This window comes from Halobacteriovorax vibrionivorans, assembly GCF_003346865.1.
GTDB classification, from domain to species: domain Bacteria; phylum Bdellovibrionota; class Bacteriovoracia; order Bacteriovoracales; family Bacteriovoracaceae; genus Halobacteriovorax_A; species Halobacteriovorax_A vibrionivorans.
On the sequence record NZ_QDKL01000003.1, the window covers coordinates 561,165 to 578,729 of the forward strand.

Below are 17,565 nucleotides of genomic sequence, written 5' to 3' on the forward strand. Positions count from 1 at the left end.
CCGCCATATAGAAATTACAAGGCATCTCCTCAACAGATATCCTTTACTGTATTTTTAAACTATGAAAATAATGAAAATAGTACTTCTATTGCAGTTAGGGATCACCCTACAATTTAACCTCTATGCAACGCCAGAGTGGAATAGTGATGCTACTTCGTGGTGGCTTATGGCCGATACACACAGTGATAAAATACACTATGATGGGACTATTTCCTCATTGACTCTTATAAGAGATGGAATCAGAACAATTGCAAAGAATTTAAGGAATGAGCCTAGCAGAAAGAAGGCAGGACTTATGACAGGCAGTTTTTTCTACAATGCTGAAGTTGAAAACGAATTTGGTAATTTAGATCTTATTATTAATGATATTAATCAATATGGTTACTCAAAGTATTATAGTGAATCGCGAGACTACCTATATGCCAACTTTAGTTTTCTATACAAACGTCGAGTAAAAGGACAATCAACGTGTCACAATTTTGTTTTATTCACATTCGATATCAGTACAGAGTTTGTACAAACAGAAGAAATAAAAAAGATAATCAATCAATGTAGTAAAATCTTTTTCGTAGAAATTGACTATTTTGAATCGACAAATCCAAACTATAGCTATAAGGCAATGATTGATAGAAAAAAAGAGTTTTTCTCAAAACTTGGTGTCTCATATTGCTCTACAACCGTAACTAAAGAAGGTATGCAAGGCTGTATCGATGAGATTATGGGAGAAAAGAAAGAGAAGAACTTTAAATGGGACCCAAAGTCAAAAAGTTGCATAAACCCAACAACAAAAGCAGAAGGTCTAAATAAAGTTACAGAACCAAAAGATTTAATTACAGCTAAAGATCTTGAATGTTACGACTTTAATGGCATCAGTTTTAAATATGGTAAATATGGCAATATCGGGATCACGAGTAAATCAATTAATGGCTCACGCTTCACTGATACAAATTTAAGTCACCTAGTCTTTGAGCAAATAAAACCAATTTCTGGAATAAAAGTAGTAAGAACAAATCTAGAAGAGACATATTTTAAAAGTGGTCTTATCAATAGTTTAATTGAAGATAATGAATTAAACAATGTTTCAATCAAAGGTGAATTTACAGGGAATATATTTAACTTAAATAGAATAAATCACTTAGACATCGAGGTCTCTTTAAGTTCCAGTACAAATAGTCCAAATCAACTCAAGGATATTACTGCAAAAAACATTTCACTCACAGGCGACAGTGATAGGATTTTAGATAAAGAACATTGTAGTATCTCACTAACGCTACAAAACTCGTTGATAAAAGGCCTTGAACTAAAAAGAATAAACCTTTGTAACCTAATATTAAAAAACACTGAATTAGAACAATCTAAACTTAAAGAGGTTCAAGTACTTAAAGCTGATTTTATAGAAGTAAAATCAAATGAACTGAGACTTTCGAAGTCATCTATTTATGCAGGATCTATTGATAACTTTTCAATCAACAATAGTCGACTTAAAGAAGTAGGTTTTGTAAATATCAAACCATTTAAAGAGTTAGAGATCAACAACAGTAAATTGGATCAACTTGTAATCCTATATTCTAAAGTTGAAGGGATAAAGATAAACAGTAATGAAGGTGGTAGCTTGATCCTTCAAGAGTCTGAAGCTCTAAAGACGGACTTTTCCCATTCAAATATTGATGTAATAGCGACTGCAAATACAGACTTAAGCGGATCAATTTTTAATACAAATCAATTACAATATAATTTAGAATCTAGAGAGCTAGTACTTAAAGACTCAAAATGTAACAATTGTAATTTTAGTAACACTAAAGCTTCAAGTATTGTCACCATCGACTCAGAGTTAAATAACTCAGATTTTTCCAATCTATATACTGATAAATTTCTATCACATAGGAGCTTCTTCAATAACTCGAAATTCAACAAGGCACGCCTTACTCACATTGAATCCAACGGAAGTTCCTTCAATAATTCAGATTTCACACAAGCATCTGGTTTTCGTGAATCGATCATATATAAATCTAACTTCAATGGTTCAGACTTTTCTCAAGTTATCTTCAGTAATACAACTATCGTAGAAAGTGATTTTGTTAGTGCAAACTTTGAAGATACATTTTTCTCGAGTGGAATGTCTCTAGAAAAAGATGATTTTACTGGTGCAAACTTTAATAATGCAAAAGTTGATGGCCTTATCTTTATTCAATCAAATTTAAATAATGTTAAAAATTTTGGTGCCCATGGAATGACTATATCAAGAGGTATTCAAATGGATGAGACAACAATGGAGAATGCACATGTAAGAGGCGGCTTTATTGATGCAAATATTCACAACTCTTCATTCAATGGTACTAACCTTAGTTACACCACTTTAAGTGGTACATTTATTAATAATTCATTTATTGGAACGCAACTTAATAATTCAAAAATACAAAATGCTTATCTCAAGGATCTAAACTTCACTGATGCAAATTTGAGAGAAACTACTTTTTTTAATATTAATCGATCTAATTTAATTTTTAATAATACAGACTTAACTGATGTAATAGGACTTTAAAATAAAGAAGGCCAGCTAATAAGCTGGCCTTTCTTTTATAAATCCTTTTGTTTTCTAATTTTTAAAACGCTGCATTCTTCTCATCGAATTTTCTTGCAAAAGTTTCGATTGAGACAACATTATTTTTCTCATCCATACCATCGGCATGATTGAAACCAACGTTCTTGTTGTGTGCACTCATCTTATTTCCATTTGTATGAGAACGTTTTTCATATGTACGAGAGTTTTCTTCTCTTTCTAGCTCTTCTTTACAAGCGATGCAACAAGTTGCAATTGGACGAGCATGTAGTCTTCTCATTGAGATCTCTTCACCACACTCTTCACATTCACCAAAAGTTCCTGCAGCGATTTTATCAAGTGCGCGGTTTACTTTATTTAGAAGAAATTTATCCCTTCCCATTAGTTTTAATTTTAGTTGAGCATCTCTCTCATTAGAAGTTTGGTCGATGATGTCACCACTGGCCTGATTAGTTAAAACTTGCTCGACACTTCCTGTTGAATTGACCAGTTGATTTTTAAGATTAATAAAAAGATTTTTGAAATGTTCTTTTTGTTCAATGTTCATAGTATCTCCATCCAATCTAAAAATAAGTAGTCCATCACGTCTTAACTAAAGCTTTCTTCCTGAGAACTTTAGAGAGATTCCTTTCTCTGCCAATGTATAGTGCAACGGCCGTGCCAAGTTTTTGTCTTAGTAATCTAGAAATTTAGTCATATTTATGTAAGATTTGGTGTCATTCTGGCGTATTTGGGCCTGATTCGCCCCTGTCATATCGCACCACTACGGTGCCATGCTCCTTTTGTTTCGCACTTGCTAAAGATCCATCAAGGTCTTAAATCATTATTATTTAGCAAGTGCGAAACAAAAGGAGCATGGCACCGGATTAGATAGTTTTATCGTCTTTGGAGATAATAAGGCGCTCATCATCGATCATTTGAGTGAATACGGCCATAACGTCACGATGGGCCTCAAAAGCATGAGATTTTGGGACCTTCTTATCAATGTAGAATTCAACATCTTGGCGAATACTCTTTGGCAGCTTAGCAAGAATTGCGCTACGAACCTCTTCATCTTCCACCTTAAGAGCATTTCCAAAACTTTCAGTTTTAACTTCTCTTAGAAATTCACTTAGCATTTTTGGAGTTATATAAAGAAGATCTTTAAGACGATACATATTGGCCTTAAGTTTTTGGGCCAATTGAGCATCCATTCGAGAGAGGTTACCTATAAGAGTATCCTTCTCTTCCTTGTTCATTAAAGAGATGGCCTCAAGAATTGACTTAAATCCACTCTCCTTCTTATTCGACATAAGGATTATCCTTCATAAGATGGTTCTTAACGTAATCTTCAACCCCCTCATCTACAATGCGAAAGTCGAAGTTAGGAAGAATTCCTCTAAACTTCTCCATATCAGCTTGAGTATAGTATTGGTATTGCTTACGTAGGTGCATAGGCATATCGATGAACTCGACTTTTGGTTCTAGGCCCATTGCCTTGAATGTTGCATTGACAAGATTTAAGAAACTATCGGCCCTTCCAGTTCCAATATTATAAATTCCAGAATGCTTGGCCATTTCTTTATCTGATAATTCAATCATAGCATCGACAACATCTTTGACATAAACGAAGTCACGAAGTTGTTTACCATCTTCATAGCCATCTTTATGAGACTTAAATAGTTTTACCTGGCCTGTCTCATTTATTTGTCCAAATGCCTTGTGAACTAGAGAGCGCATTTCTTCTTTATGATATTCATTAGGGCCATATACATTAAAGAACTTTAAACCAAACCAGTGCTTTGGCTTAGTCTCCTGCTTTAAGGCCCATTCATCAAATAGCTGCTTTGAATAACCATAAGGATTTAGTGGCCTAAGCTTACCGATTTCTTCCTCTTTATCTTCATAACCAAGTTCACCATCACCATAAGTGGCAGCGCTTGAAGCGTAGATAAATGGGATTCCTAGATCACTGGCCAATTCAAAATAGTACTTTGAATGGCCAACATTATTAACCATAAGATAGTCCATATCCATCTCAGTCGTCGATGAGCATGCTCCCATGTGATAAATGAAAGAAATCGACTTATGTACTTCTTCTAAAGCGATATCAAAGAATTCATCGGCATGGAAATACTCAGCGTACTTAAGTCCCCTTAAGTTTTTCCACTTATCTTTGTGATCAAAACGATCAACAATAATAATATCTTCACGGCCTTGTTCATTTAGTTTGGCAACTAAGACACTTCCAATAAATCCGGCACCACCTGTAACTAAGATCATGCCTCACCTTCTTTCGTTTCTAATCTGGCCAGCCCTGTAATGCTTATCCCACACATAGTAAGAAGTGCGAGTAATTTATAGCTATCAAGTTTTACATAGAGGTTATGATAAGTTCTAAGCTTTTCTTCAAGAACTTGATATTCTTCATCAGTGTGAGTGTAATTAGATTTAGCAATATTTGTATCTCTGATACCAGGAGATAATGTCGTCGTATAAACAATTGCTAGAACTAAAGTTGAAGCCGCCAGAACTTTAAGTATGATCGTTGCTTTTGATCCTTTCTTCTTATAAAGAATTGTAAAAAAGATAAGAGCAATGGCAAAGATCATCTCGATTATATTAAATGATGTAAATATAATCCCACCTAACGTTCCCGCTTCTTTAAGAGAGCTCACATTTCGAAAAATATTTGGAGCGGCGATAAAGTCAATAAATGCTGTGGCAAAAAACCATGCTAAGCAAATACCAAAAATTAAACTTAATAAGACGTGTTTCTTTTTCATTAATGATTTCATAGAGAAATCATACCGATTATTTCATGTGATGACGAGCAAGATATGGGTGCACGATTAACGCAACGGCCAAAATCCCAGCTTCAAAGAGAACAACAAGAGGTGCCCATAATCCCATCATTGTAATAACATCAGGAGGAGTTAGCATTGCTGAGACAAGAGCAAAGCCCACATAGACATAGCGTCGCATCTTTGCCAAAGATTGCTTTGTTACAATTCCCATAAAGCCTAGAATAAGCATTACATTTGGAAGTTGAAATATAAGACCTAAGAACACTAATACCTTACTAGAAAGGACCAGATAGTCTTTAAGTGCAATTGTTGCTTCAACATTTTGAACACCAAAGCTCATGAGAGTTTGGAAAGTTAAAGGAAAAACAATGAAGTAACCAAAAGATACACCAAGTGCAAAAAGAAAGAGACCAATAACGATAAAGGGCTTTACGGCCTTTTTCTCATGATCATAAAGGCCTGGTGCTATAAATTTCCAAACTTGATAGAACCAAAGTGGGCATGAAAGAATCACACTTGAATAGAAAGCAACTTGAAATTGAGAAAGAACTTTATCAAGAAGGCCTAAATAGACAACCTTTCCACCAGTGTCACCACCTAAAGCTTCTCTTAGGGGTGCTAGTAGGATTTCTTGAATTAAGTCTCCATAGGCATAACAAGCGACAAAGGCGGCCATAATAATAATTAATATCTTTACCAATGCGCTACGTAATTCTTCTAAATGGTCGATCAAACCCATTTCTTTCAAAACTTACCCTAGTTTTTAATTTAGTCTTAAAGTAAAATAATTATACTGTATTAATTTAACATAACAAACGCGAATGAAATACTTTTTAATTATCACTCTATTTTTCATATTTATGCCTGCACAAGCAAGTGCTCAGACAATTCTTCTTTGCCTTGGTAAAGAAGAAAGTTTCTATGCAAAAAAACACTACACTGGCCCAAAGTATCATCTAAATCAAATTATGATTAATGAGATTTCATCTGTTGGGAATCCAGAGTTAGCAGCAGGAAATTACAAGAAATATTGTACCCATCCAGAACAGAGCCCTTCTTTAAAACTTTTAAAAGCAATGACTTTAGGAAAGAAAGGACTTTTTAACTTTAAAGAAGATGAGGGTGATGCAGGCGTGCAATTTGCCATGGTAACCTATGATGAATTTAGAAAGAAATCCATCAAAGTTCTTATGCAATATATGTCAAAGATTCAAATGCAAGCGGCAAGCGCTGACTGCCTGACAAAGAATATTCCAGGCCTTACTCAATTCTATTCTAGGTTTCGCTATTTGGAAGAAGAGATAGATTCAATTGCATTAAAAGGTTCAAAAGAAGACCTTCTACGTCTTTATGACTCACTTGAGAATATAGATCAGATCTTAAAGAAGTGCCAAAAGAAGCCAACGAAAGCAGTTAAATAAAAAACAAACTAATCGTCTTATCTTTTTGGGCCAAGAAGTCTTTTAATTTTAAAGATGACTCACTATCCTCATCTCCAACAACATAGAGATGATTTCCAACTAATCCTTCGACATCAATATCATTTAACTTATCCGTAAAAGGAAAGAGATCTTCTCTAAGAAAATCGACTGGGCTCTTCCCTGCTACTTTTTCTTTTTTCATATTTAAAAAAGTAACTTCTGGAATCTTACGTTCGCTGCCTTGTCCTTTAAGCATTGGCCTAATATCAACAGCACAACTACCACAACCTCCACCTGCTTTCGTTAAGTTTGTGATAGTGAGTAAGTCCTTTGCACCATTAGATATTAAGTTTTGTACTTCATTACGAGTAATTCCAAAACAGCGACAAAGAATTTCACTTGTATCAATAACAAGCCCTTGATTTGGATTAAAGTACATTAGAACTTCTTTATAGAAATCAAATAATTCGACTTTAAATCTCTCATCGTTTTGAAGGTAGCTTAGGATAACTTCACTTAGGGAAGATTTATTTTGTTGGACACTAGATAAGAGATCACCAAGATAATTCTTGAGTTCATCATTTTCGGTATCAATAAAGAATTCGCGAACCTGATTAAATTTCGAAAACCTTAATTCAATTAAGCAAGGCCTTTTAGTTCTTAAATCAGGTGCGATAAGTGAAGTATTCATTTATTAAGGATGAACCTCATCACTTCTTAATGTTAAGACTTCAAAACCAGAATCTGTAACTAAAATTGTATGTTCAAATTGTGCCGATAATTTCTTATCACGTGTGATTACAGTCCAGCCATCTTTGAGAGTTTTACAGTCTTTAACACCCATATTAATCATAGGCTCAATTGTAAAAGTCATCCCCGGCTTCATCTCTGCGCCCTTTCCACGTTTTCCAACGTGAACAACTTGAGGATCTTCGTGGAATTCTCTACCGATTCCATGGCCACAATAATCTTCAACTACTGAATAACCGTGATCGTGAGCTATTTCCATAATGGCCGCACCGATGTCACCAATATGACCACCTGGGCGAACTTGCTTAATTCCTTCAATTGTACATTGGTATGTAATGTCAACTAGCTTCTTAGCTTCTTCACTTACATTACCTACAAGGAATGTTTTATTTGTGTCACCGTGAAATTTATTTAAATACGTTGTTACATCAATATTTAAAATATCACCGTCTTTTAATACATCTTTCTTATTTGGGATTCCATGACAGATAACTTCATTAAGAGAAGTACAAACAGACTTTGGAAACCCGTGGTAATTTAATGGAGATGGGTACGCACCATTTTTTATAATATATTCATGACAAAGATCATTTAACTCTTCAGTACTTACACCAGGTTTAATAAATTGTTCGATATATTCTAAAGTCGAAGAAGCTAGCTTCGACGTTGCTCTCATAAGCTCAATTTCACGCTTTGATTTAATTGAAATCATTATTTATCCTCTATTGTAAGTCCTTAAATATACATCCTTTTAACATAGAAAATACTTGGAAAGAATAGATACTACAAAAATTTTACAATCGGGAGGACATGTAGCGTTAAAAATGGCATAAATAAGCTGATTCAAGTTAACGTAAGTTAGGGAAATTATTACATGAATAATATTTTAACTACCATTTTTCTAAGTTTAGTCATCCTTCTAACTTCTCAGGTTCATGCTGAGCAGAATATGAAGTCCACAATCATGGCCCTCCATGAAATTGACGACAAGGTAAATCAGACAACATTTAACAAGTCTGGTGCATATGAAAAATTAGCGCAATATCAGAAGATTAATGAGCAAGCAAAGAAGCTAGAGGCCATAGCAAGACAATATGCGAATACTCTCCATAAAAGAGCTGTAAATAATCTTCCAATAAAGGGCGAAGATCTCTCGATTATGAGGGCCCTTATGAACTCAACTATCCTCTTATTAGAGAAGACGAGTTTATTTACAAATACATTCAAAACATCATCTAAAGTTAATGAAATCGCGACTGCCCAACAACGACTAGCAAGTCTAATCGTTAAAATTAATTATGTTAAATTATACCGATCAGCAGTTGAGATCTTCTTTAAGAATAACGAGGTAAAGAAAGTTGCGGTTGAAATTTTTAATATGATCAATAATCCAAAACAGAAAGCTGTTATGGAGAAGTTCTCAGAGATTCCACAAACAGATCAATTTGCACAAAGCCTGCAATTTGAAGCTAATCGTTTTGTGGATAATCACTACTACTATTTGAAGTTACTTAATCCGACAGTAACAAAGGCCGTCGTAATATTAGAACAACACAATATTGAGCAAACGATACTAGGAAGAGCAATCCCAAAATTAAAGCTTCAAAATGTTGGAACATGGTTTGTTGAAATCTGGAATCGAACGACAAACTTTGTATCAGGTCTTTTTGGAAACTTTGTTGGAGCAATTCGCTTTCGTCATGGTTACATGAAAAACCATCAAGTTGCCGTTAATGAACTTTATAAAATTTTAAGACCGCTTGATATTATTGCTGAAAAAACACCTTTTGCGGCAACAGACTTTTTCATTCCAGGACACTTTGGTCACATTGCCATCTATTTAGGAACTGAAGAACAATTAAAACAATACGGTTTATGGGATGTACCTCTTGTTCGCAAGTATCATCACCTTATCCGCCAAGGAAAAACAATTGTTGAATCGATTCGCCCAGGAAGCCGTATGGTTTCACTAGAGGACTTTCTAGAAATTGATGAAATTACAATTATTCGCGACCGAAACATTCTTAATGATAAATGGCAAGCAAGAATGACTGCAGAAGTAGCACTTGAGCAGCTCTGGAAAGAATATGACTTTAATTTTGATATCTCAACTTTAGATAAGGTTGTATGTTCAGAAGTTCCATACCATGCATTTGGTTATAAGCGATGGCCAACAAGTTATGTTCTGGGACGTCATACTATTTCACCAGATGAAATCATTCAAAATGCTTTTACAAAAGGCTCTGGTGTCGATTTTATTTTATCACTTAAGGCAAAACGTGATCGTAGATTAAATCTTGTCTCTAAAGTTGAAATGGCTTCAAATCTTGATATCGATTACAATGCGCAAGAGGACCTTTTCACGAAGAAAGAAAAGAAATGTCGAACAGTTACGACATATCGCCATGCGAATAATCGTGCATCTCGTTACCATAGACGATGCACCACATATGATAAGCCTCTAATCTACAACGACCTGTAGTAAAGTAGTAAAAAACTTGCTAAATTAGAGGCATGACATACTATCTCTATCGGCCAGAAATATCGAGTTACCAAGGTGAAAGCTTTCGTATAAATGAAAGAGATGCCCTTAGTAAACTAGGGATAAAGTACGTCGACACAAGTATAGAGATACCTGATGGAAAGAAAGTTATCGTTATTTCCACAAGCTACACTAAGAATGAAGAAATTGTAGAATCTCTTTCTCATGCAAATATCTCACTTTGGATTCACCCAAACTCTGGATATGATAATTTCAGTTATAAATTCATTAAAGAAGCTCAGTTTCCAATTATTCTAGGAAATGAAATAAGAGCAAATGCCGTGGCCCAATTTTACATACAATCCCTGTTAAATCATCTCGGTAAGATTCCGATTACAAAAGAATGGGATGAATCGAGGCGGTTTCGACGTAACCTCTTAAACGAAAAGAATGTTCTAATAATTGGGAAAGGACCTATTGGCAGAAAAGTCGGCCACACGCTTGAAACACTGGGAAGCAGAGTCAATTACTACGATCCATACCAAGATAAGTCGCATAACAAAAAATACTTCGCGCAGGCTTTAAATACTACAGATATCCTTATTATGGCCTGTTCTTTAAATGAAAGTTCTCATCACATAATTAATGAAGAAGTGTTCTCTCTTTTAAAAGAAGAGATCATTATAATGAATGCCGCAAGAGGAAAGCTTATTGACGGAGATCAACTTAATGATTTTCTAACTAAGAATCGTAAGGCCTTTGCCATCATAGATGTATTTGAAAAAGAACCAATCGAGTTTGCTACTTTTAAACATCTTTCTAATATAAAGCTTAGCTCTCATATTGCAGGTGTTTACAATGGAATAAATGAAGAAATAATTAATTTTGAAAAAAATATTATAAGAGAATTCATGCAAGATAACACTCTCAGTAAGTACGAGAATGCTCAAATGAAGAATCGATTAAAAGGAAATCTCTTAATTTAAATAGGAATAACGATATGAGTAACAAAGAAAATTTACTAAACGACTACCTTTGTCCTCCCGGCTTTGGCGTTTTTACCGTCAATACTGCAAAAGAAAGAAAAGATAAGCTCACTCAATCCCTATACCAAAGTACAGAAACTTCGGAAATTGAGAAAAAATGGAGAAAAAGTTTAGAATCTCTTTCACAAAAAGATGGATGCGCTATTTTAGGTGTCGCATCTGATTGTGGTGGCGGAATTCAAAGAGGTGCAAATTGGGGACCATTATTTTTAAGAAATACACTCTTAGAAGATCATCAAGAAGTCTACAAAGCATGTTTTGACCTTGGTGATATCAGAGTTATTCCCCACCTACTTCACGATAAATATCTTAATGACGAAACAATTAAGAGTGCTCAAAATGCACTCTATAAAGGCAAAGAATTAAGTGTATCACCTTTAAGTATTGCAAAAGCAAGTGTTGATGAAGTCTTTAAATTCAATCAAAACCTTAAGCTCTTTAGTATTGGTGGTGACCACTCAGTAAGTTTCCCTCTTGTTAAGGCATGGATAACAAACCGTCGCTCACTTGGTAAAAAAGTTGGCCTAATTCATTTTGATGCCCATACAGACTTATTACGTGAGAGACTTGGTATTGATTATTGTTTTGGTTCATGGCTTACACATGTACTGGATGACCTAGAAAGCCCTTCTCACTGTTACCAATTCGGTATTCGTTCAACTGGTAAAACAAAAGAGCATTGGGAAAAAGAATTTGGAATCAACCAATACTGGGCAAAGGATGTGAAAGAAATAGGAGCAAAAGAGCTTGCTCTTAAATCAATCAAAGAATTACAAGAACAAGGCATCGAAGAAATATATATTAGCTTTGATATTGATGCTCTTGATGAGAGCGTAGCAAGTGCGACAGGAACTCCAGAGCCTGAAGGTCTTATGCCTCATGAATGTGCTATAATGATCAAAGAGTTTACTAATGCATTTTCATTAACAGGTGCTGATATGGTTGAAATTGCTCCACTTGTTGGGCTAAGCGAACAAGGGTCCAAAACAACATTAGAAGTTGGTGCCGCAATGAGTGCTCTTATGATTGAGGCCATGACGAATGCCAATAATTGAGTTTCCACCAGTCGATATAGCAGATGAACAGGGTCTTCTTGCCATCGGAGGAGACCTTCATCACGACTCTCTACTGCTTGCCTATCAAAGTGGTATTTTCCCTTGGCCAATTTCTGAAGAATATCCCCTTGCTTGGTTCTCACCACCGCAAAGAGGAGTTATCTTACTAGAAAACATACGATTTAATCGTAGTTTAAAAAAGTTTGTAAAAAAATGTAATTGGAAGATAAGTTTTAACCAAGACTTTTTGGGAGTTATCAAAGAATGTCAAAAAGTACATGCCAAATCAAATGATGGAACATGGATAACAGATGAAATTATTGATGGTTATTACAACTTCTACCACCAAGGTCTTGCTTATAGCGTAGAAGTAAAAAACGAAAATGGCGACTTGATAGGAGGACTCTACGGAGTGAAAATTGGACATTTCCTAAGTGGTGAGTCCATGTTTTTTAAAGAGACAAATGCTTCAAAGCTTGCACTCCTAGGTATCTTAAGTATTCTTATTGAAGAAGGCATACCATTTTTAGACACTCAAATGGTTACACCTATTACAGAATCATTTGGAGCAACTGAGATTCCTCGAATAGATTTCATAAAGGCGATCACCCCCTTATTTAACAAAGGTACTTTAAATCTTCCAACAACATCAATAAAAGCAAGTGATATAGCTATTAAGCTTTCTTTTTAGTATTAATAAATAATGCTAATCTTTTTAAAAATATTAAGATACGAGACTTTCTTTTATAAATCGACTTTTTTAAAATCATTTAACAATCTCCTCTTCATCTAGGCCAAGAACATTCCATTCACATGCCATTTGAGGCAATGCAAATTTTTTGATGCGTCTTTTGAAGTACTCAAGATTAGTCACAGATGGAGAAATGTAGTGCAAGCGATCAAACTTACCATCATCATTTAAATTTAGTACGAGACCTAGCTCTCCAGATGAAACTTGAGTAACACCTAAGAAAAGCCCAGATTTAGGTTTTATTTCACTATCCGAGGAAGGTGTTTGGTATTTTAATTTCACAACAGGATATTCTTCACAAATCTTAATGATATTCGAATAAGTATTTCTCAGTTCTTTAATACGAATAATTAGCAACTCATAAGTAGAGCCGTTTAGGCTTAAGAACTCTTGAGTGTCTAAATCATCATATTCATAAAAACTCTCAAATTTCTTTAAATTATAATGATAACCTAAGCTTTGTAGAGGATATGACTTTAGTGAATGATCAAGTGCCGAAAGATTTGAGTTAAAATAGTCTTTATACTTTAAAAACAACTCATTTCCTTCAACAACTTGATAGGCATTATCTAATTCTTTTTCAAAATTATGAATGCAGTCTCTTATGTCATATAGCCATTTACGATCTTGCATCTCTAAAATGGCCTTTAATTGTTCAAGGTCTTTAATTCCTTCAGGAGCAAAGAGTTGCATAATTTTATTATATTGAGATTTAAATATACATTTAAGTTCGGCCACAGAACTCTTTGCAAATGTCTTTTCAAGGCATTTAATATTTTCTAATGCGCTAAAAACTTCAAACGTAAACATTCTTTGAATATTTAAGTCTGTGCGCTTATTTTTATGATTTACATATTCATCAAATTCATAAAGTAATAACGAGGCCATTAGACGATTTGAAAAGCTTGTCCCCAACATTGAGTTGATGGCGTTTTCAATAGTCATTGTTTCAATATTTTTTTCAAAGCTTATATGATTATCAAAGTGAAATTTAAAAATAGAGTTTTCAACTTTATCAGAGTCCACATCAAAGATCATCTTTGATTTAGAAGCAGGATTTAAAAACTTTTGTAAGCTTACTTCAACACCTTCTCCTCTAAGAGAAGCCTGTTTAAAGTAAGTATTACATAATTCACTAGAGCCTGAATCCTTTTCAAAACGATACTTTTTTTGAGGAGTGATAATTTCTTCTTGAATACGATCTTCTTTTTGATAGAAATGAATTCCAAAGTTTCGATTTACTTCAGCTTCATGCCAAGTTAGTGCATTAAACAAGTGTCCATACGAAGACATTGTTTGCCCATAGCTCAGGCTAATTCCATAGAAGTATCTTTTGTGTTCCAATAAGTTTTGAAATTGATAAATAAGTAAGAATCTTCCGTTAAAGAGATTTAACTCATCTTTAATTTTCTGCGAATTCATTAAATCAAGACAAGTTAAACTATTAAAGACAATATGATCATTGTCTTTGAGTCTAAATGCTTCAAGAGCAAACTCAGACTTTGATAAAATACGAATAGAATCTAATATATTGATAAATTTCATTTAAAACCTAATTTAAACTTCACATCAACTGGAAAGACTTGTTTAACTTTAGAATTATCACAACTCAATTTCTTACCGTTGAACCATACCCAATTATAAATCTTTTGATTGAATGTGTCTGCACCACTATCATATTCAATATAACGATAGTGTGGAGCATTTGCATTGGCCAAAGAAGCTAGTAAACTAATAGCAGATGGAAATGCTCCCATTACTTCCCTATCATTGCAGCCTCTAATCTCCTTTGCTGAATCCACAACAAACTCCCCTTTAGAGTCTCTGATATTTCTAACCCATGAGCGACTTCGACAATTGTAATAATAACCAGAATCAGTTGCATATTCAAATGCACTTAAATATTCAATTAACCAATGTTCTTTCATCTGATTCTTAATATTAAAGTGGCGGACATATTTACGACAAATTAAAAATTTATTCCAATAATTCTTATGATAATTTTGAAATCTCTTAGCGATTCCCTCTTTAGACTTAAATACCCTTAAGGCCTTATCATAAACACTTTGGCATGAGTTTCTTAGGGTTGCTAATTCTTTATTTGTAAATAAATGTCCTGAGTTAATGACGTATTTTAAAGCTCTAGTTGGTAGAATTGGAGACTCTAAGCGATAAGCGCCTTTTGATGTACGACCGATATCATTGTGACCCATTGAATTTTCAAGGAATGCTTTAAAATAATCCCAATCAACATATTTCTTTAACGAATTAAGCCCATATGCTTTAGTAAGATCTTCATCAAGCATACTCTTTGCTATCAAAATAACCTCTGAGTCCCACTGGTTTCTCAAGTCACATAAACCACTCAAGCAACTCTTAAGGATAACACCACCTATAACTTGAACCTGAATTGTTTCTTCATTAGGAAACTTGCCATCAACGAGATATTTCAAGTCGCCAAATACTGCAACTCGTTGAGGTCTTCCATTGCTTCCAAGTAGCCTTGGAATATAGGCCCAAGAAAAGTTTGGCCTATTAATAGATGAGGAATAATTTTTCCAGATATCTTCAGTTTTACAATAATTTCTTTCTTTGTAGAGACGGCCACTCACAAGATCAATGTCATATTGGAAGGCACTATCACGGGGCGTTGTAATAAAAACATCAACAAGGCGTTTTTTTACATCAATCTGTGGTGCAAAGTCGAAGAATAGATGACCAATTGTTCTACCTTCATAGTTTTTGTAGGAAAATTTCTCACCTGCATCAAACCAACTTGGGTTAACTTCTTTCGTCGGAAGTACAATTTTTTTTGTTGCACAACCAATTATAGTAAAGGCAAGTAAAAGAAAAATGAATTTAGTAGTTTTTTTGAATTGACAAATATACACATTATAGTCCAAAATCTTAAAACGCAATTAACGGTTCGGTGTTGGAATTGGTAGACAATCTGGATTTAAAATCCAGTGGGGGCAACCCCGTGCGGGTTCAAGTCCCGCCCGAACCACCATTTCTTTATTCTAATATTATCAACTTAACATTCAACTTAATCAAGCTCATTATTAGAAACATTAATTTCAGGATTTATTCGATGCGAAATTTATGCAGCAGATTTATTTTGATCGTCGTTATTGAGAATCTCTAGCATACACTCACCAATAACTTCTAAGACTGTATCTGAAACTGCTTCAAAACGTATACCAAGGCCTTTAGGTCTCTTTTGTGCACTTGTACGCATAATTGTAAAATCAATTGCAATTGCTCTTTCGAAGCGGCCTTCTGAGATAAAGATTGTTCCCATTGAATCTTGCGTAAAGACATCTTCAAATTGTGTCACTTCAATAAAGCCACCACTTAAAGAAAGGTTCGTTAAATAACCTTTAAATTCTTTTTGAACTCCGCGGATAGAGAACGAAACAATTTCTTGTAGGCCAACGCGATATTCAGTTCTTTCTATTAAGTATTTATTATTTTCTGGATTTTGCGGATCATCGAAGATCTTTTCTGCTTTTGTATTTAGCTCTAGGCAGTCTCTTGAAGGAACCCAAGAAGCTCCAACTTTCTTTTTCACAAGAGTGTCGCCTTTAATATTTCCTTTGATAAGATCTTCTAGCATCTCATCAAAACGAAGAGGACCGACAACTCCAGCACCTGTATCATATAACCAAGTCTTCTTATTTGAGATTTCATAAGACTTACCACTTTTAAGGCCTTCTAGATTAAGACTTTCAAGCTCATCATCATCTGATTGGGCTCGACTAGAAGAGGCCATCTCTAGTCCTCCACTTGAAATATCAAATTCACCAGTTACTTCTTCGCTCGCATCAGTCTCGTCAATAACTGGGCCGTCACTGATGAGAACATCTTGAGAGATCATATTAATCTTTGGCTTTAAATCTTCTTCAGGATGATTAACTTCTTGTGTTTCATTCGTAACTTCTAAAACTTCTTCTTCCACATTATTTGTAGGAGTTTGAGAAGCTTTTAATGAATATTCTCTGAAGTGTTCAAGCTCTCTTTCTGCAACTTCAAGTTTAGCATTTAAGGCCTTGGCCTTAGCAATAACCTTAGAAAGGTTCTTCTTGGCCAATTTATTTTCTACAGAAAGATTCTTATATTTAACTTTTAATGCTTCAAACTTTTTCTTGTACTCAACGGCATCGACTCCACTATCTTCTATTTCACGAGCTGCTGATTTTGGAATATTCTTAATCGCATCACCAATACGTGTTTCAACTGCTTCCACCTTTACAGACATTTCATCACGTAATTGACCAACCTCTTCTTTAATTAGCCTAGAAATAATAGCTACTAACTCATTTTGGTCTGTGCTTGGTGCTTCAACTTTTTGGATGATGGCCATACCTTCTGGCGAAGTTTCAGGACAATCAAAATCTGTAGGAGATTTTTGCAGGGCCTTTCTTACCACATCAGGAATCTGGTGCTCACTTAAATGACTCCATATTCCCTTTCCAGAATCAAAAGCATATTGATTTGAAAAAACGACTCCAGACAACGCCTCAACATAGAGATCGTTGAGATCAACTTCCCTAAAATCTGTTAATGTGTCTGCAATAATAATCTTTTTCAAAGTCATCCTCTTTTACTACTCTTAGTATATCGGTAAGATATTAATTAAAGTTTAATAATAACAAAGGCTTATATTCAATTTGTTTAGTATAGTTATCAAGTTTTCCTAGAACTAGTTACTAAG

16 protein-coding genes and 1 tRNA gene are annotated in these 17,565 nt (G+C 34.6%); 7 read left to right on the forward strand and 10 right to left on the reverse strand.

What is annotated here, in order from left to right:
* The first annotated feature begins 61 nt into the window (after positions 1 to 61).
* A complete protein-coding gene (locus DAY19_RS13410; protein WP_115363299.1) occupies positions 62 to 2,542 on the forward strand; it encodes a pentapeptide repeat-containing protein in 2,481 nt (826 codons plus the stop codon).
* A gap of 61 nt (positions 2,543 to 2,603) precedes the next feature.
* On the opposite strand, the gene DAY19_RS13415 is transcribed toward DAY19_RS13410, so the two are convergent.
* The 5 genes from DAY19_RS13415 to tatC form a co-directional block, all read right to left on the reverse strand.
* On the reverse strand, positions 2,604 to 3,107 hold the full coding sequence (locus tag DAY19_RS13415) for a TraR/DksA family transcriptional regulator (protein WP_115363301.1): 504 nt from the start codon (positions 3,105 to 3,107) through the stop codon (positions 2,604 to 2,606).
* Positions 3,108 to 3,426: 319 nt separating this feature from the next.
* A complete protein-coding gene (locus tag DAY19_RS13420; protein ID WP_115363303.1) occupies positions 3,427 to 3,852 on the reverse strand; it encodes a FliG C-terminal domain-containing protein in 426 nt (141 codons plus the stop codon).
* Positions 3,842 to 4,822, reverse strand: coding sequence for an ADP-glyceromanno-heptose 6-epimerase (rfaD, locus tag DAY19_RS13425; RefSeq protein WP_115363305.1), 981 nt, complete (start codon positions 4,820 to 4,822; stop codon positions 3,842 to 3,844). The genes DAY19_RS13420 and rfaD overlap by 11 nt, the downstream gene beginning before the upstream one ends.
* On the reverse strand, positions 4,819 to 5,337 hold the full coding sequence (locus tag DAY19_RS13430; RefSeq protein ID WP_120405008.1) for a DUF4149 domain-containing protein: 519 nt from the start codon (positions 5,335 to 5,337) through the stop codon (positions 4,819 to 4,821). Before DAY19_RS13430 ends, rfaD begins: the two co-directional genes overlap by 4 nt.
* Positions 5,338 to 5,353: 16 nt before the next feature.
* Positions 5,354 to 6,085 (reverse strand): twin-arginine translocase subunit TatC, encoded by a 732-nt coding sequence (gene tatC / locus DAY19_RS13435; RefSeq protein WP_233500283.1) that lies wholly within the window; start codon positions 6,083 to 6,085, stop codon positions 5,354 to 5,356.
* Between the two features lie 82 nt (positions 6,086 to 6,167).
* Between tatC and DAY19_RS13440 the strand changes: the two genes are divergently transcribed.
* Positions 6,168 to 6,767 (forward strand): hypothetical protein, encoded by a 600-nt coding sequence (locus DAY19_RS13440; RefSeq protein ID WP_133296975.1) that lies wholly within the window; start codon positions 6,168 to 6,170, stop codon positions 6,765 to 6,767.
* Here DAY19_RS13440 and DAY19_RS13445 read toward each other — a convergent pair.
* Complete coding sequence (locus DAY19_RS13445) at positions 6,760 to 7,458, reverse strand: (2Fe-2S)-binding protein (RefSeq protein WP_115363313.1); 699 nt, start codon at positions 7,456 to 7,458, stop codon at positions 6,760 to 6,762. The two genes, DAY19_RS13440 and DAY19_RS13445, sit on opposite strands and share 8 nt — an antisense overlap.
* A gap of 3 nt (positions 7,459 to 7,461) precedes the next feature.
* Complete coding sequence (map, locus tag DAY19_RS13450; protein WP_115363315.1) at positions 7,462 to 8,232, reverse strand: type I methionyl aminopeptidase; 771 nt, start codon at positions 8,230 to 8,232, stop codon at positions 7,462 to 7,464.
* A gap of 159 nt (positions 8,233 to 8,391) precedes the next feature.
* On the opposite strand from map, the gene DAY19_RS13455 reads away from it, so the two are divergent.
* Genes DAY19_RS13455 through aat form a run of 4 tightly spaced genes read left to right on the forward strand, consistent with a single transcriptional unit; the run spans position 8,392 to position 12,791 of the window.
* A complete protein-coding gene (locus DAY19_RS13455; protein ID WP_115363317.1) occupies positions 8,392 to 9,999 on the forward strand; it encodes a YiiX/YebB-like N1pC/P60 family cysteine hydrolase in 1,608 nt (535 codons plus the stop codon).
* A 32-nt stretch (positions 10,000 to 10,031) separates the two neighbouring features.
* Entirely contained in the window at positions 10,032 to 10,985 is a 954-nt protein-coding gene (locus DAY19_RS13460; RefSeq protein WP_115363319.1) for an NAD(P)-dependent oxidoreductase, read from the forward strand.
* A 14-nt stretch (positions 10,986 to 10,999) separates the two neighbouring features.
* Positions 11,000 to 12,100: an arginase family protein gene (locus DAY19_RS13465; RefSeq protein WP_115363321.1), complete on the forward strand. Its 1,101-nt coding sequence runs from the start codon at positions 11,000 to 11,002 to the stop codon at positions 12,098 to 12,100.
* A complete protein-coding gene (gene aat, locus DAY19_RS13470) occupies positions 12,087 to 12,791 on the forward strand; it encodes a leucyl/phenylalanyl-tRNA--protein transferase (RefSeq protein WP_115363323.1) in 705 nt (234 codons plus the stop codon). Before DAY19_RS13465 ends, aat begins: the two co-directional genes overlap by 14 nt.
* Before the next feature lie 75 nt (positions 12,792 to 12,866).
* Here aat and DAY19_RS13475 read toward each other — a convergent pair whose 3' ends face one another.
* Both DAY19_RS13475 and DAY19_RS13480 read right to left on the reverse strand, forming a co-directional pair.
* On the reverse strand, positions 12,867 to 14,396 hold the full coding sequence (locus tag DAY19_RS13475; protein ID WP_115363325.1) for an NADH-quinone oxidoreductase subunit D-related protein: 1,530 nt from the start codon (positions 14,394 to 14,396) through the stop codon (positions 12,867 to 12,869).
* A complete protein-coding gene (locus tag DAY19_RS13480) occupies positions 14,393 to 15,742 on the reverse strand; it encodes a hypothetical protein (protein WP_115363327.1) in 1,350 nt (449 codons plus the stop codon). Before DAY19_RS13480 ends, DAY19_RS13475 begins: the two co-directional genes overlap by 4 nt.
* Positions 15,743 to 15,774: 32 nt before the next feature.
* On the opposite strand from DAY19_RS13480, the gene DAY19_RS13485 reads away from it, so the two are divergent.
* Positions 15,775 to 15,861 (forward strand) — tRNA-Leu (locus DAY19_RS13485).
* A 90-nt stretch (positions 15,862 to 15,951) separates the two neighbouring features.
* Here the strand turns inward: DAY19_RS13485 and DAY19_RS13490 are convergent.
* The gene (locus DAY19_RS13490) at positions 15,952 to 17,442 is read right to left on the reverse strand and encodes a PilZ domain-containing protein (RefSeq protein ID WP_158536913.1); all 1,491 of its coding nucleotides are present in this window, start codon (positions 17,440 to 17,442) and stop codon (positions 15,952 to 15,954) included.
* Between the last annotated feature and the right edge of the window lie 123 nt (positions 17,443 to 17,565).